Annotated in this window: 18 protein-coding genes and 1 tRNA gene; 6 read left to right on the top strand and 13 right to left on the bottom strand. The window is 73.2% G+C overall.

Annotation, left to right across the window (positions count from 1 at the left end; genetic code table 11):
* A partial coding sequence (locus ACXJKF_RS14605; protein WP_456788432.1) for a hypothetical protein occupies positions 1-208 on the top strand: 208 nt, incomplete at its 5' end.
* 469 nt (positions 209-677) lie between these two features.
* Positions 678-2771, top strand: coding sequence for a hypothetical protein (locus ACXJKF_RS14600; RefSeq protein ID WP_456788431.1), 2094 nt, complete (start codon positions 678-680; stop codon positions 2769-2771).
* Positions 2772-2821: 50 nt separating this feature from the next.
* Here the strand turns inward: ACXJKF_RS14600 and pth are convergent, their stop codons facing one another.
* The 7 genes from pth to ACXJKF_RS14565 all read right to left on the bottom strand — a co-directional run bounded on the left by pth (position 2822) and on the right by ACXJKF_RS14565 (position 8326).
* Positions 2822-3442 (bottom strand): aminoacyl-tRNA hydrolase, encoded by a 621-nt coding sequence (gene pth / locus ACXJKF_RS14595; RefSeq protein WP_456788430.1) that lies wholly within the window; start codon positions 3440-3442, stop codon positions 2822-2824.
* A gap of 202 nt (positions 3443-3644) precedes the next feature.
* The gene (locus ACXJKF_RS14590; RefSeq protein WP_456788429.1) at positions 3645-4268 is read right to left on the bottom strand and encodes a 50S ribosomal protein L25/general stress protein Ctc; all 624 of its coding nucleotides are present in this window, start codon (positions 4266-4268) and stop codon (positions 3645-3647) included.
* A 253-nt stretch (positions 4269-4521) separates the two neighbouring features.
* Complete coding sequence (locus ACXJKF_RS14585; RefSeq protein ID WP_456788428.1) at positions 4522-5187, bottom strand: SIMPL domain-containing protein; 666 nt, start codon at positions 5185-5187, stop codon at positions 4522-4524.
* A gap of 6 nt (positions 5188-5193) precedes the next feature.
* Positions 5194-6177, bottom strand: a complete 984-nt coding sequence (locus tag ACXJKF_RS14580) for a ribose-phosphate diphosphokinase (protein ID WP_456788427.1) — start codon at positions 6175-6177, stop codon at positions 5194-5196.
* Entirely contained in the window at positions 6174-7787 is a 1614-nt protein-coding gene (glmU, locus tag ACXJKF_RS14575; RefSeq protein ID WP_456788426.1) for a bifunctional UDP-N-acetylglucosamine diphosphorylase/glucosamine-1-phosphate N-acetyltransferase GlmU, read from the bottom strand. Before glmU ends, ACXJKF_RS14580 begins: the two co-directional genes overlap by 4 nt.
* Before the next feature lie 64 nt (positions 7788-7851).
* Positions 7852-8127, bottom strand: coding sequence for a hypothetical protein (locus ACXJKF_RS14570; protein WP_456788425.1), 276 nt, complete (start codon positions 8125-8127; stop codon positions 7852-7854).
* A 127-nt stretch (positions 8128-8254) separates the two neighbouring features.
* Positions 8255-8326: transfer RNA gene (locus tag ACXJKF_RS14565), tRNA-Gln, on the bottom strand.
* A 104-nt stretch (positions 8327-8430) separates the two neighbouring features.
* Between ACXJKF_RS14565 and ACXJKF_RS14560 the strand changes: the two genes are divergently transcribed.
* Genes ACXJKF_RS14560 through ACXJKF_RS14550 form a run of 3 tightly spaced genes read left to right on the top strand, consistent with a single transcriptional unit; the run spans position 8431 to position 10770 of the window.
* Positions 8431-9027, top strand: coding sequence for a TetR/AcrR family transcriptional regulator (locus tag ACXJKF_RS14560; RefSeq protein ID WP_456788434.1), 597 nt, complete (start codon positions 8431-8433; stop codon positions 9025-9027).
* Between the two features lie 35 nt (positions 9028-9062).
* Positions 9063-9587 (top strand): MarR family winged helix-turn-helix transcriptional regulator, encoded by a 525-nt coding sequence (locus ACXJKF_RS14555; RefSeq protein WP_456788424.1) that lies wholly within the window; start codon positions 9063-9065, stop codon positions 9585-9587.
* 4 nt (positions 9588-9591) lie between these two features.
* Positions 9592-10770 carry an MFS transporter gene (locus tag ACXJKF_RS14550; RefSeq protein WP_456788423.1) on the top strand — a complete coding sequence of 393 codons (1179 nt, stop codon included), beginning with the start codon at positions 9592-9594 and terminating at the stop codon, positions 10768-10770.
* Here the strand turns inward: ACXJKF_RS14550 and ACXJKF_RS14545 are convergent.
* A complete protein-coding gene (locus ACXJKF_RS14545; RefSeq protein ID WP_456788422.1) occupies positions 10767-12554 on the bottom strand; it encodes an ABC-F family ATP-binding cassette domain-containing protein in 1788 nt (595 codons plus the stop codon). The genes ACXJKF_RS14550 and ACXJKF_RS14545 overlap by 4 nt on opposite strands.
* 87 nt (positions 12555-12641) lie before the next feature.
* Here ACXJKF_RS14545 and ACXJKF_RS14540 point away from each other — a divergent pair, with 87 nt between their 5' ends.
* Positions 12642-13829, top strand: coding sequence for an LCP family protein (locus ACXJKF_RS14540; RefSeq protein ID WP_456788421.1), 1188 nt, complete (start codon positions 12642-12644; stop codon positions 13827-13829).
* A gap of 29 nt (positions 13830-13858) precedes the next feature.
* On the opposite strand, the gene ACXJKF_RS14535 is transcribed toward ACXJKF_RS14540, so the two are convergent.
* The 5 genes from ACXJKF_RS14535 to ACXJKF_RS14515 all read right to left on the bottom strand — a co-directional run bounded on the left by ACXJKF_RS14535 (position 13859) and on the right by ACXJKF_RS14515 (position 17964).
* Complete coding sequence (locus ACXJKF_RS14535; protein WP_456788420.1) at positions 13859-14344, bottom strand: SRPBCC domain-containing protein; 486 nt, start codon at positions 14342-14344, stop codon at positions 13859-13861.
* A gap of 2 nt (positions 14345-14346) precedes the next feature.
* Entirely contained in the window at positions 14347-14679 is a 333-nt protein-coding gene (locus ACXJKF_RS14530) for an ArsR/SmtB family transcription factor (protein WP_456788419.1), read from the bottom strand.
* A 47-nt stretch (positions 14680-14726) separates the two neighbouring features.
* Positions 14727-15665, bottom strand: coding sequence for a 4-(cytidine 5'-diphospho)-2-C-methyl-D-erythritol kinase (locus ACXJKF_RS14525; RefSeq protein ID WP_456788418.1), 939 nt, complete (start codon positions 15663-15665; stop codon positions 14727-14729).
* Positions 15662-16609, bottom strand: coding sequence for a 16S rRNA (adenine(1518)-N(6)/adenine(1519)-N(6))-dimethyltransferase RsmA (gene rsmA / locus ACXJKF_RS14520; RefSeq protein WP_456788417.1), 948 nt, complete (start codon positions 16607-16609; stop codon positions 15662-15664). The genes ACXJKF_RS14525 and rsmA overlap by 4 nt, the downstream gene beginning before the upstream one ends.
* Before the next feature lie 74 nt (positions 16610-16683).
* The gene (locus ACXJKF_RS14515; protein ID WP_456788416.1) at positions 16684-17964 is read right to left on the bottom strand and encodes a ubiquitin-like domain-containing protein; all 1281 of its coding nucleotides are present in this window, start codon (positions 17962-17964) and stop codon (positions 16684-16686) included.
* Positions 17965-18173 lie beyond the last annotated feature (209 nt).

The raw sequence follows: 18173 nt of genomic DNA, 5'->3' as shown, positions 1-18173 counted from the left end.
GAACTGGGCCGACGGCGGCGGGTGCACCGTGAACCTCGCCGAGAAGGGCAAGGGCCCCTTCCAGGGCGTGAAGATCACCAACAACACCTTCGGCCGCACCACCAAGGTGGCCAACTGCGCGATCATCTCGCCCACGACCACCGTCCTGAGCACGTCGGCGAACTTCTACACCGACGGCGTGGTGGCCAGCGTCCGCAAGGGCAGCTGAGCCCTCGACCAGCACAGAAACCCGCCCCCGGCTCGTCCCGGGGGCGGGTTTCGGCGTCTCCGATGGGCCGAACGGGTGAAGGAATCTCGCATGCTGAGACCCGAGCCACCTCGCGTTCCCGCAGGTCACGAAATGGTTAAGGCGATCAGGACGGTCGTCCGAGAGGCGCGCGTTCCCCCAGATGGAGCATTCGCCTATGGTGGGCGCACCCCGACACCGGGCGACAAACACCGACAGACCCCACCAACTCACAGCGCCGCATCGACAGCACGCCTGACACCGTGGACGCCTGACTCTGGAGACGCCCTTGCGAGGACGACATGCCGTGAAGCGCCGTTCATCGGCTCCGCGACACACCTCAACGACGGCGGCCCGCTCGACGGCAGTACGCCGCTCAGCCCCCGCTCTCGCAGCAGTCGCGGCACTGGCCGTCGGTCTCGTCGTCACCATCGTGGCGCCGGCGTCGTCCGTGCCCACCACGACGTACCGGCCCGTCGACCCGCAGCGGGTCCTGTCCGGGACTGACCTCACGTCCCAGAAGGACCACACGCTCGACCTGTCCTCCGCACCCAGCGGGGCGACCGCCGTGACCCTGCAGGTCACCGCCTCCCGCAGCACGAGGACGACATCCGTCTCGGTCTGCCAGGGCGCCAGCGCGTCCGCCGCCTGCGTCGCGCACCCGCAGCTCGTCGTCCCGGGCGGCGAGCCGGGCTCCGTCAGCGTGACCGTCCCCGTCACCTCCGCCAGCCGCAAGGTCACGCTGCACACCACGAGCCCGGTCCGGGCGTTCGTGGACCTGCACGGCTGGACGGTCGACTCGGCCGCCGCCACGGCGGGGCCCGCCGCGAACGACTCGCTCTACGTTCCGGTCGACCCGCGCCGGGTCGCCAACGACCTGGCGGTGGACGGCCGCAGCTCGCGGGTGCTCACCCTGGCCGACGCGCCTGCGGGAGCGACCGCCGTCGCGCTGCGCGTCACGTCGCGGGCCAGCACCGCGGCCTCCTACGTCGCCGTGTGCCCCGCCGGCCAGTCCACCACCGCCTGCGCCTCGACCTCCGTGCTCAACACGCTGCCCGCACGTGCCCGGCAGGCGTCCGTCGTCGTCAAGCTCGGCGCCGGCAACCAGGTCCGGCTCTTCAACCAGCAGGGCAGCCACCGCCTGAGCGTGGACGTCGACGGGTACTACGTCGCCCGGTCCGCGCAGGAACGTGGCGGCCGGCTCCAGCCGCTCACCACGCCCCAGACCCTGCCCACCAGCGTCGTGAAGTCCGGCTCCACCGCGAAGCTGACGCTGCCGTCCGTCCCGGACAACGCGACCGCCGTCCTGCTCGGCCTGCGGGGAACCGGCGCCTGGCAGCCGACCAGCGTCGCCGCCTGCCCGGGCAGCACCGCCAGCGCCTCGTGCCGGACGACCTCGTTCCTCGTCGCGTCGCCCGACGCCACCGCACGCAACCAGGCACTGGTCCCCCTCGGGGGCGCGGGTATGGACACGATCACCCTGTCGAGCACGCAGGCGAGCGTGCGGATCACGCCCGAGATCGTCGGCTACGTCATCGGTTCCGTCGCCGCCACTGCCGGGCCGACACCGACGTCGACTCCCACCGCGACCGCGACCCCGACCGCCACGCCGAAGCCGACACCCACCCCGACCCCCACGCCGACGCCGACGCCGACCGTCACGGCGACCCCCACGCCGACCCCGACACCGAAGCCGACGCCGAAGCCGACCGCGGCTCCGACCGTCGCACCGGTCCCGCCGGCGGCGGGGGCACCGGCTCCCGCACCGGGTGGTGCCAAGCCGGGGAGCAGCAACACCGGCGTCCCCGCAGGCGTCGCGCTGACCCGGCACGACGGCGACCTGACCATCAGCACGCCCGGTGCGGTCATCGACTCGCTCGACATCTACGGGTTCGTCAAGATCGCCGCCCCCGACGTGGTCATCAAGAACAGCCGCATCCGCGGCTACGCCACGACGATCCAGCGCGCGCTCGTCACGTCGAACTCGGCCGGCGCGAGCGTCACCATCCAGGACAGCGAGCTCTACGCCGAGAGCCCGTCGCCCTACATCGACGGCGTCCGTGGCTTCAACATCACGGTGCAGCGCTCGAACATCCACCACGTCATCGACACGTTCCACCTCACCGGCGGCAACGTGACCATCGAGTCGTCGTGGCTGCACGACAACGTGCACTACGCGAACGACCCGCTGCAGGGCGGTGGCGCCAGTCACGACGACAGCATCCAGATCCAGCAGGGATCGAACATCCGGATCGTCGGCAACACCATCGAGGGCGCCACCAACAGCGGCATCCAGTTCACGCAGGACGCCGGGATCGTGTCCGACGTGCAGGTCGTGAACAACTGGGCCGACGGCGGCGGCTGCACCATCAACCTCGCCGAGAAGGGTCGCGGGCCGTTCGTCGGCGTCGTCATCACCGACAACGTCTTCGGCCGCGACACCAAGCACTACAACTGCGCGATCATCTCCCCGACGACCACCAAGGTCGCCGCCGCCCGGAACGTGTTCACGGACGGCAGCGTCGCGGCGGTCCAGAAGGGCTGACGCCGTACCGACGACGCCGGGGCGAGCACGGCCGCCCCGGCGTCGTCGTGTCAGGCCTTGGTGTGGAACTTCAGCTGTGCCGCCTCGAGGCCCTGGGTGACCACCAGCTCGACCGCGTCCGCAGCCGCGTCCACCAGCCACGGCAGGTCCTTGAGCTCCACCTTCGCGAAGTCGCGCAGCACGAAGTCCGCCGGGTCCATCCGACCGGGCGGGCGCCCGACGCCGACGCGCACCCGCACGTACTCCTTGGTGCCCAGCGCCTTCGTGGTGTCCCGCAGGCCGTTGTGACCACCCTCGCCGCCACCACGCTTGAGCCGGACGTCCGCGAACGGGATGTCGAGCTCGTCGTGCACCAGCACCGTCCGCTCCGGCGGCACGTCGTAGTACTTCGCCAGCGCCGCCACCGGACCGCCCGAGACGTTCATGTACGTCGTCGGCTTGGCCAGCACCACCCGCGGGCCCGGAGCGCCCCCCGGGAGCACCCCGAGACGCGCCTCGGCGACCGCCGCCTGGGGCCGGCGGGAGAGCAGCCCCGACGACCGGGCGCCGAACGTCGACCCCGTGCGGCGCGCCAGCTCGTCCAGCACCATCTGGCCGACGTTGTGGCGGTTGCCGGCGTACTGCGGGCCAGGGTTGCCGAGGCCGACGACCAGCCAGGGTCCGTCGCTCATCGGGGATCTCCTCCTGCGGGAAAGGTGCGGGGACGACGACGCCCGGCACCGTCAGGAACGGTACCGGGCGTCGTGGGTGCTGCTGAGGCTCAGGCCTCGAGCCGGTGGGAGGCTCAGGCCTCGCGCCCGTGGTCGGCCCGAGCCTGCGCTGCGCTCACGGCGAGTGCCGCTCCGCGACCCTCACCCCGAGCTGCGCTCCGGCTCAGGCCTCCGCTGCGGCGGCGGACGCGGCCGACTGCGACGCGGCGAGCTCGGCGGCGGCGGCCTCGGCGGCGACGTCCTCGGCAGAGGCGTGCGGCACGCTGATCGCGATGACGGTGAGGTCGGGGTCGCTGAGCAGGGTGGCACCCTCGGGCAGCGTGATCTCGCCGGCGGTGATGGACGAGCCGCCGTGCAGGCCCTCGATGGAGACCTCGACCTCGGTCGGGATGTGCGTGGCCTCGACCTCGAGCGACAGCGTCTGCGTCTCGAAGACGTGGATCGTGCCGGGGTAGGACTCGCCGACCACGGTGACCTGGACGTCGACGGAGACCTTCTCGCCCTTGGTGACGATGAGCAGGTCGACGTGCTCGATGGTGTTCTTCACGACGTCACGCTGGACGTCCTTGGTGATCGCCAGCGTGGTCTTGCCGTCGAGCTCGACGGAGAACAGGGCGTTGGCCTGCTTCACGGCGAGCATCGTCGCGTGGCCCGGCAGGGCGACGTGCAGCGGGTCCGAGCCGTGCCCGTACAGGACGGCAGGGATCTGGTCCGCGCGACGCAGACGGCGTGCGGCGCCCTTGCCGAACTCCGTGCGGGTGGTGGCGACAAGCTTGATCTCGGACACGTGTACTCCCAGAGTGCTGGCGTCGGCGTAGTGGGCCGACGTGATGGCTGTGGCGATGGCGGCACGAGGCCGCGATGAAGACAGGTGTGGTGGCCTCGACGCGGGACGCAGGACGGGCACGCGGAGGCGCTCGCCCAGTCGATCACGGAGCGCAGGTGGTCGTGGAACTTCGTCGACCGTCCTTCGTCCCTCGCCGAGGCAACCTGGAGAGCCTACCCGAGCGAGCGGGCGGAACCCAACCCGCAGTCCGACGCTACGAGCCGTCGGCGTCGAGCGCCCAGGCCCACCGCACCGTGACCTCGGCGGACACGGTCTGCTGACCGGCCTCGACGGGGACGGACATGGCCTTCGCCACACCCATCACGCGCCCCATCCGCAGCGGCGACGCGTCGGCACCGCCCTCGGTGACCCACTGGACCTCGCCCAGCCGGCGACCGGCCAGCGTGGCCCACTGCGTGGCGCGCGCGACGGCGTCCGCCCACGCGGCCTCCCGTGCCCGAGCACGCGGCTCGGTGGGGTCGCTGATCTCCAGGCGGATGCCGTCCATCCGTGCCGGCTCACCGCCGGCGCTGACGGCAGCCCCCACGACGTCCCCGGCCACCGCGACGTCGCGCAGCGTCACCTGCAGACCGAGCCGGGCCACGACGCGCGACGAGCCGGTCGCGGAGCCGTCCGTCCACGTGCTCGACTGCGTGGTCCGCAGCGCGAGGTCGTCGACTCCGGCGTCGCGCAGGACCGCACGCATCCGGTCGAGGCACAGCCCCGCCTCGGCGAGAGCACGCTCGGCGTCCACCCCCCGGGCCTCGGCGCCGAGGTCGGCGATCGCCGTGTCCGGCACGGCCTCGGCCTCACCGGCACCGGTGACCGTCACGCCGCCGCGCGGTCCGCGACGACGGACGTCCTCGTCGCGACCGTCCACGGTTTCTCAGGCCTGGCCGTCGAAGAGCGACGTCACCGATCCGTCGTCGAACACCTCGCGGATGGCCCGCGCGATGAGCGGCGCGATCGAGAGCACGGTGAGCTGCGGGAAGCGACGGTCCTCGGCGATGGGCAGCGTGTCCGTGATGACGACCTCGCGGGCGCCGCAGTTCTGCAGGCGGTCCACGGCGGGGTCGGACAGGACACCGTGCGTCGCGGCGACGATGACGTCCTTGGCGCCGGCCTCCAGCAGGACACGCACGGCGCCGGCGATGGTGCCGGCGGTGTCGATGAGGTCGTCGACGAGCACGCAGCTGCGCCCCTCGACGTCACCGACGACGCGGTTGGCGACCGTCTTGTTGGGGCTGCGGATGTCCCGCGTCTTGTGCACGAACGCCAGCGGTCCGCCGCCCAGCTTCGCGGCCCACTGCTCGGCGACGCGGATGCGGCCCGCGTCGGGCGAGACGACCGTGACGTTGGAGGTGTCGACGCGGCTGCGCACGTACTCGGTGAGGATCGGCATCGCCCAGAGGTGGTCGACCGGTCCGTCGAAGAAGCCCTGGATCTGCGCGGCGTGCAGGTCGACGCTCATCAGGCGGTCCGCACCGGCCGTCTTGAACAGGTCAGCCATGAGCCGCGCGGAGATCGGCTCGCGTCCACGGTGCTTCTTGTCCTGCCGGGCGTACCCGTAGAACGGCGCGACGACCGTGATCGTCTTGGCGGAGGCGCGCTTGAGGGCGTCGACCATGAGCAGCTGCTCCATGATCCACGTGTTGATCGGCGACGAGTGCGACTGCAGCACGAACGTGTCGGCACCGCGCACGGACTCCCCGAAGCGGGTGTAGATCTCCCCGTTGGCGAACTCGTAGGTGGTGGTCGGCAGCAGGTCGATGCCCAGGTGGGTGGCGACGTTGGTGGCCAGGTCGGGGTGCGCGCGCCCCGTCAGGAGCACGAGACGCTTCTCACCGTCCGACGAGATGATCCCGGTCATCGTGCGGAGTCCTTCGGGTTGGTGCCGGTGGCGTCCGGCAGTGCAGGCGGCGGGGTCGGAGGGGCGTCGGCGGATGCTGCGGTGGCACGGTCGCGCTCGGCGCGGGCCTGCGGGGAGAGCTCGGCGTCGGCGGACGGCCGGACGACCGCGTTGGCGGCAGCCGTCCCGGCGCGGGCCCGGGAGACCCAGCCCTCGATGTTGCGCTGGGCGCCCGCGCTCACGCCGAGCGCACCGGAGGGCACGTCGCGACGGATCACGCTGCCGGCGCCGGTGTACGCGCCGTCGCCGATGGTCACGGGTGCGACGAACATGTTGTCGGCGCCCGTGCGGGCGTACGAGCCGATGGTCGTGCGGTGCTTGTTGACGCCGTCGTAGTTGACGGTCACCGACGCGGCACCGATGTTCGTGTGCTCGCCGATCGTGGCGTCGCCCACGTAGGACAGGTGCGGGATCTTCGAGCCGGTGCCGATCTGCGCGTTCTTGGTCTCGACGAACGTGCCGATCTTGCCCTTCTCACCGAGCACCGTGCCGGGGCGCAGGTACGCGAACGGCCCCACGCTCGCGTCGGGCCCGATCACCGCGAGGCTGCCGTGCGTGCGCACGACGCTGGCCCGCGGGCCAACCTCGACGTCGGTCAGCGTGGTGTCCGGGCCGACGGTCGCACCCTCGCGGACCACCGTGGCGCCGTGCAGCTGCGTGCCGGGCAGGAGCGTGACGTCCCGCTCGAGCTCGACGTCGACGTCGACCCACGTGGTCGCCGGGTCCACGACCGTGACGCCGTCGCGCATCCAGCCCTCGAGGATGCGGCGGTTCATCTCCGCCCGCAGCACCGACAGCTGGACGCGGTCGTTGACGCCCTCGACCAGCACCGGGTCGTCCGTCTGGAGCGCCCGGACGTGACCGCCGTCGGTGCGCGCGATCGCGAGCACGTCAGTCAGGTACACCTCGCCCTGCGCGTTGTCGCGTCCGAGCCGCCCGAGCGCACCGCGCAGGACCTCGGCGTCGAAGACGTAGATGGAGGAGTTGATCTCGGTGATCGCGCGCTGCGCGTCGTCGGCGTCCTTCTCCTCCACGATGCCGAGCACGTCACCCGTGCCGGGCTCCCGCAGGATCCGGCCGTAGCCGGTGGGCTCCGCCACCTGGGTGGTGAGCACCGTGACCGCGTTGCCGTCCGCGTGGTGCGCCGCGAGCAGCTCGTGCAGCGTGCCGGCGTCCAGCAGCGGGACGTCCCCGGCGATCACGACGACCGCACCGGACACCTGCGCGTGCGTCGCCGAGCCCACGGCGTGGTCGCCGGCAGCGTCTGCCTGCGCGGCGGCGTCGAGCGACTTCATCGCGACCTGGACCGCGCGCCCGGTGCCCGGGATCGCGTCCTGGTCCGCGAGCAGCGCCTGCGGGTCGACCTCGCGCACGTGCGCGGCGACCTGCTCACGCTCGTGGCGGACGACGACCAGGACGCGGCCAGGGTCGAGGGCGCGGGCCGTGGCGAGCGCGTGACCGAGCATGCTGCGGCCGGCCAGGGTGTGCAGGACCTTGGGGGTTGCCGAGCGCATCCGGGTTCCTTCACCTGCGGCGAGGACGACGACGGCGGCCGGGCGGGGGAAAGTCACCTGCGGGTGCTCCTCGCGGATCTGCCCGGGTCTCGGGCGGTGGATCTCGTGCGCAGGGTGCACTCTACCCGCGCGCGGAGGTCGCCTCGGCCGGGCCGGGGTCGTCGGGCGCCTCGTCGGGGGCCGGCGTGAACTGTCGCGGCGCCGGTGGAGGCACCCGCCTCTGCCGGGCGATCCACACCCCGGTCAGCACGGCTCCGACGGCGGCCACGACGATCACGGCGACGCGCACGCCGACCTCGGTGGCACCCGCGGCGAGGTCCACCACCTGGGACACGACCCCGAACACGCAGAGACCCAGCAGGACGTATGCAGCACGCAGGTCGCGCGTCGTCGCCATGCCTCGCACCGTACCGCGCGTCCGTGGCGGAGGTGCGGACGTCGACCCCACCACTGACGGGCAAGCCATGCGGGTCGCACCAGCCCTCGCTCGCACCGCCCATGGCTTGCTGCCGGACCCGTCGCGGCTCCGCCCCCAGGATTCGAACCTGGACTGCACGGCTCCAAAGGCCGGCGTGCTGCCGTTACACCAGGGCGGACCGACGCCTCGCGCGTCGTGGGCGCCAAGTCTGCCAGGCAGGATGACGGGTCACGGCATGATGGGCGCGTGGCCAACGACAGCAAACGCTCCACCCGCTCCCGCATGACGGGGACGCAGCGGCGCGCCCAGCTGGTCGACGTGGCCCGGCGCCTGTTCGCCGAGAAGGGCTTCGACGGCACGAGCATCGAGGAGATCGCCGCGCGCGCCGAGGTGTCCAAGCCGGTCGTGTACGAGCACTTCGGGGGCAAGGAAGGCATCTACGCCGTCGTCGTCGACCGCGAGATCCAGGCCCTCACCGGGGCGCTGAGCGGGGCGCTGGAGGGCGGCGGGCACCCGAAGGTGCTGGTGGAGCGGACCACGCTGGCCCTGCTCGGCTACATCGAGGCGTCGGAGGACGGGTTCCGGATCCTGGTGCGGGACTCCCCCGTGGCGCAGGCGACCGGCACGTTCTCGAGCCTGATCGGGGATGTCGCCACGCAGGTCGAGCACATGCTGGCGGACCAGTTCAAGAAGCAGGGCCAGGACCCGAAGGTGGCGCCGATCTACGCGCAGATGCTGGTGGGCATGGTCGCGCTCACCGGGCAGTGGTGGCTCGACGCCCGCAGCCCCAGCAAGAACGTCGTCGCGGCGCACCTGGTGAACCTGGCGTGGAACGGGCTGTCGGCGCTGGAGCGCCGGCCCACGCTGACGCGCACCTGAGAGGGATCTCTCTCGACGTCGAGTAATCTCGCGTCATGGTGGCACGCACCCCCCCGGACGCGCCGGGGGCCCGCGACGAGGTCGATCGGATCGTCCTCGCCTGGGAACGCGAGCGCCCTGACCTGGACGTCCGCCCGCTGACCGTGCTGTCGCGCGTCAGCCGGCTGGCCCGCCACCTCGACCTCGCCCGCCGCTCGGCGTTCGCGCGGCACGACCTCGAGACGTGGGAGTTCGACGTGCTGTCGGCCCTGCGCCGCGCGGGCGCCCCGTACCGGCTGTCCCCGGGTGCGCTGCTCACCCAGACGTTGGTGACCAGCGGCACCATGACCAACCGCATCGACCGCCTCGTGGAGCACGGGCTGGTCGAGCGGCAGCCCGCGCCGGACGACCGCCGCGGCGTCCTGGTGCAGCTCACCCCCGCCGGCCTGGACCGCGTGGACGCGGCGTTCGCGGACCTGCTCGACGTCGAGCGCGGTCTGCTGGGTGACCTCAGCGAGGCGGACCGCGACCGGTTGGCCGACCTGCTGCGCGAGGTGACCGCGCCGTTCGACGCGTCGTGAGGGCATGACGGCTGCTCGGTCTGCTGCGCGAGGGCTGCTGCTCGCCGCGGTCCTGCTCTACGCGCTGAACCTGCGCGCACCGATCACCGCGCTGGCCCCGGTCGTCGACGACGTCCGGGCCGACCTGGGCCTGAGCGCAGCGACCGTCGGCCTGCTCACCGGCATCCCGGTCCTCTGCTTCGCGCTCGCCACCCCGCTCATGGCCGTGCTGCTCGGGCGCCTCGGCACCGGACGGGTCGTGGCGGCGTCACTGGTGACCGTCCTGGCCGGCACCCTGCTGCGGTCGGCCGACGGGTTCGGCACGGCGCTCGTCGGCACCGTCCTGATCGGGGTGGCCATCACGGCCGGCAATGTCGCGGTCCCGGTGGTGATCGGGCGGGACTTCCCCGGGCACGTGCCCCGCGTGACCGGCCTGTACACGGCCGCGCTCAACGGCGGCAGCGTCCTGACCACCACCCTGACCGCTCCGCTCGCGGACGTCGTCGGGTGGCGGTGGGCGCTGGCGTCGTGGGGGCTGCTCGCGGTCGTCGCCCTGGTGGTGTGGCAGCGGGCGTACCCGTTCTCGCGTGCCGAGCCGGTGGCCCTGCCCACCGGCGCGAGCGCACCGGACGTCTGGCGCCGGCCCGTCACCTGGTTCCTGGCCGTCGCGTTCGCCGGGCAGGCGTTCGGGTACTACGCGGTCAGCGCGTGGCTGCCGTCGGTGCTGCACGACACGCTCGGGCTCGAACGGGCCGCGTCCGGCGGGGCCGCCGCGCTGTTCCAGCTGTTCGGGATGGTCGGTGGCATCGCCGTGCCGATCGCGCTGGGGCGCCGCGCCCCGGTCGCCGCCGTCGCCGCCGCGATCGCCGTCGGCTGGGCCGTGCTCCCCCTCGGCCTGCTGCTCGCGCCGGGATGGTGGCCGGTGTGGTGTACGTTCGCGGGGGTCGCGCAGGGCGGGAACTTCGCGGTGATCTTCACGGTGATCGCCTCCAGCGCCGGGTCGCAGGCCGCCGCGCGCCGCATGTCGGCGACCGTGCAGAGCCTCGGCTACGGCTGCGCGGCCCTCGGCCCGAGCGTGCTGGGCGCCGTGCACGCCTCCAGCGGCGGGTGGACCGCGCCGCTGCTCGTCGTGCTGGGCGCCGTGCTGACCATGGGGGTCTCGACGGGCCTGGGCCTGCGGAGCATGCGTCGGGAGACGACCTAGCCGACGATCTCCGCCGCCTCCAGCCACGCGGCCTCGAGCTCGTCCTTCTCGGTGGCGAGCGCCCGCAGCTCCGCGTCGAGCGCGATCACGGCCTGGTGGTCGGTCGCCTGGTCGGACATCCGCTGGTGCAGGACGGCCTCCTGGTCGGCGATCCGGGACAGGCGGCGCTCGATCCGGGCGATCTCCTTGCGCGCGGTGCGCAGGTCCGCGGTGGACACCGCTGCCGGGGCGGCCTCGGTCGGCGCGCGGGCGTCCAGCGGGGACGCGGCCGTCGCCGTCGCGGTGCGACGCAGGTCCAGGTACTGCTCGACACCGCCGGGCAGCTGGCGGAGCAGGCCGTCGCCCAGGAGCGCCATCTGCGTGTCGCACACCCGCTCCAGCAGGTACCGGTCGTGCGAGACGACGACCAGCGTGCCGGGCCAGCCGTCCAGCAGGTCCTCGAGGGCGGCCAGGGTGTCGGTGTCCAGGTCGTTGGTGGGCTCGTCGAGCAGGAGCACGTTCGGCTCGCCGACGAGCAGCCGCAACAGCTGCAGGCGTCGACGCTCGCCGCCGGACAGGTCCCGCACGGGGGTCCGGGAGCGCTCGCGGTCGAAGCCGAGCCGCTCGACCAGCTGCGCGGCCGTGAGCTCCTTGCCGCCGACGACGACCGAACGCTTCTCGCTCTCGATCACCTCGATCACGCGCAGGCCCGCCAGCTCGTCGAGCTCCTCGACGTCCTGCGTGAGCTCCGCCACCTGCACGGTCTTGCCGCGCTTGACCCGGCCGGTGGTCGGCTGCTGCCGCCCGGACAGGAGCCGCAGCAGCGAGGTCTTGCCGGCCCCGTTGACGCCGACCAGGCCCACCCGGTCGCCCGGGCCGAGCCGCCACGTGACGTCGTGCAGGAGGACGCGGTCGCCGTAGGCCACCGACGCGTCCTCGATGTCGAGCACGTCCTTGCCCAGGCGGGCGGTCGCCATGCGGGTCAGGCTGAGCTGGTCGCGGGGCGGCGGCTCGTTCTCGATGAGGGCGTTGGCCGCGTCGATCCGGAACTTCGGCTTGCTGGTGCGCGCGGGCGCTCCCCGGCGCAGCCACGCGAGCTCCTTGCGCAGCAGGTTCTGCCGCTTCTCCTCGGTGGTCGACGCCGTCCGTGCCCGCTCGGCGCGGGCCAGCACGTACGCGGCGTAGCCGCCCTCGTACTGGTCGACCGTCCCGTCGTGCACCTCCCACGTGCGCGTGCACACCGCGTCGAGGAACCAGCGGTCGTGGGTGACCACGACGAGCGCGCCGTTGGAGCCCCGGTACCGCTCGACCAGGTGCGCCGCGAGCCACGCCACGCCCTCGACGTCGAGGTGGTTGGTCGGCTCGTCGAGGACCAGCACCTCGTCGTCCCGCACCAGCAGCGCGGCGAGCGCGACCCGGCGACGCTGGCCACCGGACAGGGTGGCGACGTCGGCGTCGAGCGACACGTCCCCGAGCAGCCCGGCGTGCACCGACCGGATGCGGGAGTCGGTGGCCCACTCGTGCTCGTCGGCGGACCCGTGCACCACGTCGAGGACGGTGCTGCCGGCCAGCAGGTCGTCGCGCTGGTCCAGCACCGCGACCCGCAGGCCGCCGGCCCGGGTGACGCGGCCGTCGTCGGGCGCCTGCGCGCCGGACAGGACCCGCAGCAGCGTGGACTTGCCCGCGCCGTTGGGGCCGACGACGCCGATGCGCTGCCCGTCGTCGAGTCCGAGGGAGACCCCGTCGAGGAGGGTGCGCGTGCCCAGCGCGAGCGTGACGCGATCCGCGCCGAGAAGGTGTGCCATGTCCTGTGAAGGCTACCCGCACACCCGCACAGGTCCTCCACGCCGACCGCCGGCACCGCCGCCGACCTGCGCACTAGCGTCCGGAGGATGAGCCAGCACGCGCGCGCAGTGCGACCACGCCGGGCCCTGCGAGCGGTCGGCCTGACCGCCGTCGGCGTCCTCGTCTTCGGGGTCGCAGGCGCGGCCGCCGTCTACCGCGAGCTCCAGTCGAACGTCACCGGGGTCGACCTCACGGACCTCGTGGGCGACGAGAGCGCACGGCCACAGGCGACCGAGCCGCCCCCGGGCGACGCGCGCGCCGGGTCCGCCGTGAACCTGCTGATCATCGGGTCCGACGACCGCAGCGGCGAGAACGCGGCGATCGGCGGCGAGAACGACGGGATGGCGTCCGACACGACGATCGTGGCGCACGTGGCCGCCGACCGGTCCCGGGTCGAGCTGGTGTCGATCCCGCGCGACCTGGTGACCGACCGGCCGTCGTGCACCCTGACGGACGGGACGACGACCCCGGCCCGGACCGACCGGCAGTTCAACGAGGCGTTCGCGCTCGGGTGGGCGCAGGGTCAGGACATCGAGTCCGCGTCGGGGTGCACGTGGAAGACGGTCGAGCTCCTCACCGGGGTCCGGCTGGACGGGCTGGTGCTCGTCGACTTCGTCGGGTTGCGGGACATGGTCGACGCGGTCGGCGGGGTGCCCATCTGCCTGCCGACAGCGCTGAGCGACGAGGACACCGGGCTCGACGTCCCTGCGGGCGCGCAGGTGTTCAACGGCACGACGGCCGTGCAGTTCGCCCGGGCGCGGCACGACATCGGCGACGGGTCGGACACCGGCCGCATCACGCGCCAGCACGACCTGATGGCCGCGATGACCCGCTCCGTGCTCAGCCAGGAGGTGCTCACGAGCCCGACGGCGCTGCTGCGGTTCGCGCAGGCGGCGACGAGCTCGCTGACCGCCAGCCAGGGCTTCCGCGACCTGACGGACCTGACCGGGTTCGGCCTGTCCCTGCGGAACCTGCAGGCGGAGCGGATCGTGTTCGCGTCGATGCCCACCGAGCCGGACCCCCGGGACGGCAACCGCAGGGTCGCCACCGACGCCGCGGCCGAGCTGTGGGCCCGGATCGCGGCGGACCAGCCCGTGGGTGAGGCGCCCGTCGCGACGACACCCCCGACCACGGACCCCACGGCACCCCCGCCCCCACCCCCGGTGGACCCTGCGTGGACGCCGCCGGAGGGCGTCCTGACGTCCGCGGACGACTCGTCCACCACCTGCACCTGACCGGAACCCGACAGGGGTGCGGCGACGCGTCAGCCGGCCAGGTACGTCGCGAGCACGTCGAAGATGCCCTGGAAGCCGGCCTCCCGCTGGCTGCCGTCCTCCTTGCCGTCCAGGAAGGCGCTCTGCTCGGTGTAGGTGAGGCGGGTGCCGCCGTCGACCGCCTCGAACACGGTCGAGTTGAGAGAGGTCGACAGGTGCTCGCCGCCGACCCACATGTCGTAGGTGGCCACGATGCGCGAGCGCTCGACGATGTCCGTGTAGGTGGCGACGTAGCGGCTGGTGGGGCCGCCGTGCCACTGGCCGTCCTGCACGGCCTGCCCGCCGACCCGGAAGTCCTCGTGGGCCTCCGTCTCGGTGAAGTTCTCGTCGGAGCCGAACCACTGGGCGTGCTGCTCGGGCACGGCGAACGCGTCCCAGACGCGGTCGAGGGGCGCGTCGAACGTGCGCTCGACGACGAACGTGGCGTGGACGACGGTTCCAGTGGTCCCGGTGGTCTCGGTGGTCTCGGTGGTCATCATCAGGGTCCTTTCGGTGGGGTGGCGAGGTAGGTGCCGAGCCGGTCCAGCCGGCGCTCGGCGGGCAGCCGCTGCCGGCCCATCCACTCCCCCGCGCCGGTCAGGGCGTCGGTGGCGAGCTGGACCGTGCGGACGCGGCCGATCTTGTGCGACGTGACGATGCCCGCGTCCTCGAGCACCGCGAGGTGCTGGTGGACGGCCGGCAGGGACATCGCGAAGGGCTCGGCGAGCTGGCTGACCGACACCGGACCGCGCACGAGGCGTTCGACCATCGCACGGCGGGTCGCGTCGGACAGGGCCTTGAAGACCTTGTCCAGCTCGCCATTGTTAAGCATGTTCTTAAGTATTGCTCGTCGCGACGAGATGTCAAGAGGTCGAGGAGTCAGTCCGTGGAGCTGACGACGCGCGCACCGGCCACGGGACCGGCGGCGGTCAGGACCCGGTCCGCCACCCCCGACGCCGTGAACGCCGCCGCGAGCACGAGGGCGTGCTGGCGGCTGCGGCCCAGGGCCGCGACGGTGGGGCCCGAGCCGGACACGACGACGCCGAGCGCCCCCGCGTCCTGCGCGACCGCGAGCGGCTCCGCGAGGCCCGGGTCGAGCTCCAGCGCCGCCATCTGGAGGTCGTTGTGCAGCGCAGCGCCGAGCGCCCGCGGGTCCCCCGCGCGCAGCGCCTGCATCAGCGGCACGTCGTCGTCCTGGTCGGGCACCAGCGCCGTGCCGTGCAGGTCGTCGAACGCGACGTACACGTCGGCGGTGGACAGCCCGCGGTCCTGCACGGCGAACGCCCAGTGGAACTCGCCGCGACTGAGCGCCGGCGTCAGCAGGTGACCGCGACCCGAGCCGACCGCGGTGTGCCCGGCCAGGGAGAACGGCACGTCCGACCCCAGCTCGGCGGCCAGCTCCAGCAGGTCGTCACGGCTGAGCCCGGTGCGCCACAGCGCGTCGCAGGCCACGAGCGTCGCCGCGGCGTCCGCCGAGCCGCCCGCCATGCCGCCCGCGACCGGGACACCCTTGTGCAGGTGCAGGTGGACGCCGTCGTCGATCCCCGCGCGGTCCGCCAGCAGGGCCGCCGCGCGCAGCGCGAGGTTCGAGCCGTCCGTCGGCACCAGCTCGGCCTGCGGGCCGCTCACGGTCAGCGTGCGCTGCTCCGACGGGGTGGCGACGACCTCCTCGAACACCGACACCGCCTGGAACACGGTCGACACCGCGTGGTAGCCGTCGTCCTCCCGCGGGCCGACCCGCAGCGACAGGTTGACCTTGCCGGGCGCGCGGACCCTGACCTCGTGCTCGGGCAGCGGGGCCACGGGGGTCAGCGTCACGGCTCCACAATGCCAGGTCGTCCGCTTATAGGCCCGAGGGGCCTGAGCTGTTCAGCGATGCGCGCGAACCCGGCGATGTCCACGCGCTCACCGCGAGCCTGCGGGTCGACGCCCGCGGCCTCCAGGGCCGTCACGGCCGCGTCGGAGGACCCCGCGAGCGCCGACAGGGCCGATCGGAGCATCTTGCGACGCTGCGCGAAGGCCGCGTCCACGACGGCGAACACGGCCTCCCGGGGCGCGTCGGTGGACGGCGGCTCGCGGCGGTCGAAGCGGACCAGCGCGGAGTCGACGTTGGGGGCGGGCCAGAAGACCGAGCGGCCGACCGTCGCGGTCCGGCGGGCCGACGCGTACCAGGCGGCCTTCGCGGACGGCACCCCGTAGGTGCGGCTGCCGGGTGGTGCGGCCAGCCGGTCGGCCACCTCGGCCTGCACCATCACGAGCACGCGCTCCAGGCTGTCGAACCGCTCCAGGAAGGTCAGCAGGACAGGGACGGACACGTTGTACGGCAGGTTGGCGACGAGGGCGACGGGTGGCGGTCCGGGCAGAGTCCGCACGTCCAGGGCATCCGCCAGCACGATCGTCAGGCGGTCGCGTCCGGCCTCGTCGCGCAGGACCACCGGCTCGTCGTCGGCGCCCGCGACCACCGTCAGACCCGGCACGTGCCGCGCCACGGTGGTCGGCAGCAGGCGGGCCAGCGTCGGGTCGATCTCGACCGCCACGACGTCGGCGCCCGCTTCGAGCAGCCCCAGCGTGAGCGAGCCGAGGCCCGGCCCCACCTCCACGACGCGGTCCCCCGACCCGACGTCGGCCTGGCGCACGATCTTGCGGACCGTGCCGCCGTCGAGCACGAAGTTCTGCCCGAGCTGCTTGGTCGGGCGCACCCCCGCACGCTCCGCGAGCTCACGGATCTCCGCAGGCCCGAGCAGCGTGGTGGTGGTCGACATGCGCACGAGCCTAGGCGAGCACGACAGAACCCCCGCCAGACCGGCTGCTGCCGGGCGGGGGTTCTGCGAGGTGATCAGCTGAAGAGGTTCTTCCCGCAGTGCGGCCACTGGCCGGCACCGGAGCGGTTGTAGAGCATCTTCGCGCGGGCCGTCTGCTCGTCGGCCGAGGCGTCCGAGGGGAGCCCGGCGCCACCGACGGCCTGCCACGTGCTCACCGAGAACTGGTACAGCCCGTGGTACTTGCCCGTCGAGGAGACGGCGGTCGGGTTGCCACCGGACTCGCAGCGGGCCAGGGCAGCCCAGTTGAGCGAGTCGGCGTCGCCACCGGCGGTCACGGGGCTGCCCTCGCTCGCACCGGTCGGCGGGGCCGCCGGGGCGACCGGGCGCGTCTTGGTGCCGACGCTCAGGACCTCGTCGACGGGCGCCTGGGTGACGGCGTCGGAGACGGTCACGCGGCCGGACTCGACGCCGTCCACGGTGGTGACGCGCTCGACGAGCGTGCGGACACCGGGGACCCCGGCGGTCAGCGTGCGCTTCTGGTCGGTGTAGCGGGCGGCGTCCTGCTGCGTGGTCGACGCGAACGCGACCTCGAGCGTGGACGTGACGTCCTGCACGACGACGCGGTTGACGACGACCTGGACACGGCCCGCGGCGCCCTGCACCACGGACACGCGGTCGAGCGCGTTCAGCGTGACACCGAGCTCGCCGAGGACCTGCGCGACGGACGCGTCGGCGTCGGTGACCTGGAGCGTGGTGCCGTCCACCAGGACCTCCGCCGGACCGCGCAGCGTGAGGTCGAGCGCGAGCTCCGGCCGGCCGCCCGCGGCGGACCGGGACGCGACGAGCGCGACGGACTGGCCGCGCGCCGCGAGCGTGTCGAGCGCCTCGTCGGCGGACAGCGCGGTCGTCCAGACGGACGTCTCCACGCCGTCGACGCTGACGGAGACCTGGTGCGCGTGCCGCACGACGATCTCCGTGCCCTCGCGCAGCGACCCGCTCTGGCTCACCAGGTCACGCTCGCCGACGACGACGCCCTGGTCGTCGAGGAAGCCCTCGACCGAGCCGGCGAACGTGCTCAGCTGCGCGACCTCGCCGTTGACGTCGAGCGTCACGGTCTTCTGCGCGTGCGCGAACGCCGCCGACCCGCCCGCGAGGACGAGTGCCGCGGCTGCGGCGGTGATGGGCAGGATGCGTGCCCGACCGGACCGGTGGTCCGTCGTGGGGGGCTCGTCCGGGGAGGACGGGGCGCTGGGTCGTGCAGACTTTCGCGCGGACAGACCAGGGATCAGGGTCGAGAACTGCACGGGGCTCCAGCCGTCGAGGTGCCCGGGCACGGGGGGCGGAGCGTGTCGCATGTGCGTCACCCGGCGGTGCGCCTCGCGTTCGAGGCTCAGCGGACACCCTCGAGGGCGTCTCCCGTCAGTTCCGGATCCCCGATCCGGCCGTCACGGCGGCCCGCCTGGAGCGGGCGCCGACCACCCTGCGGACACGACGGCCAGCACAGGTGGGCTGGCGTCCAGATCGCGGGGCGGCACCGACCGTAACCGAATCGTGATCGCGTTGC

The sequence above is a fragment of the Cellulomonas sp. P5_C5 genome (assembly GCF_054049655.1).
Note: the sequence above shows the minus strand (reverse complement) of the source record. Positions and strands in the feature narration are given on the sequence as shown.

Excerpts from the sequence above, each read along its gene's own strand:
- ACXJKF_RS14580 (WP_456788427.1), bottom strand. The coding sequence starts at position 6,177 with ATGACCGGGATCATCTCGTCGGACGGTGAGAAGCGTCTCGTGCTCCTG.
- ACXJKF_RS14550 (WP_456788423.1), top strand. The coding sequence starts at position 9,592 with ATGACGGCTGCTCGGTCTGCTGCGCGAGGGCTGCTGCTCGCCGCGGTC.
- rsmA (WP_456788417.1), bottom strand. The coding sequence starts at position 16,609 with ATGTCGACCACCACCACGCTGCTCGGGCCTGCGGAGATCCGTGAGCTC.
- ACXJKF_RS14555 (WP_456788424.1), top strand. The coding sequence starts at position 9,063 with ATGGTGGCACGCACCCCCCCGGACGCGCCGGGGGCCCGCGACGAGGTC.
- ACXJKF_RS14530 (WP_456788419.1), bottom strand. The coding sequence starts at position 14,679 with ATGCTTAACAATGGCGAGCTGGACAAGGTCTTCAAGGCCCTGTCCGAC.
- ACXJKF_RS14560 (WP_456788434.1), top strand. The coding sequence starts at position 8,431 with ATGACGGGGACGCAGCGGCGCGCCCAGCTGGTCGACGTGGCCCGGCGC.
- pth (WP_456788430.1), bottom strand. The coding sequence starts at position 3,442 with ATGAGCGACGGACCCTGGCTGGTCGTCGGCCTCGGCAACCCTGGCCCG.
- ACXJKF_RS14515 (WP_456788416.1), bottom strand. The coding sequence starts at position 17,964 with ATGCGACACGCTCCGCCCCCCGTGCCCGGGCACCTCGACGGCTGGAGC.
- ACXJKF_RS14535 (WP_456788420.1), bottom strand. The coding sequence starts at position 14,344 with ATGACCACCGAGACCACCGAGACCACCGGGACCACTGGAACCGTCGTC.
- ACXJKF_RS14545 (WP_456788422.1), bottom strand. The coding sequence starts at position 12,554 with ATGGCACACCTTCTCGGCGCGGATCGCGTCACGCTCGCGCTGGGCACG.
- ACXJKF_RS14570 (WP_456788425.1), bottom strand. The coding sequence starts at position 8,127 with ATGGCGACGACGCGCGACCTGCGTGCTGCATACGTCCTGCTGGGTCTC.
- ACXJKF_RS14540 (WP_456788421.1), top strand. The coding sequence starts at position 12,642 with ATGAGCCAGCACGCGCGCGCAGTGCGACCACGCCGGGCCCTGCGAGCG.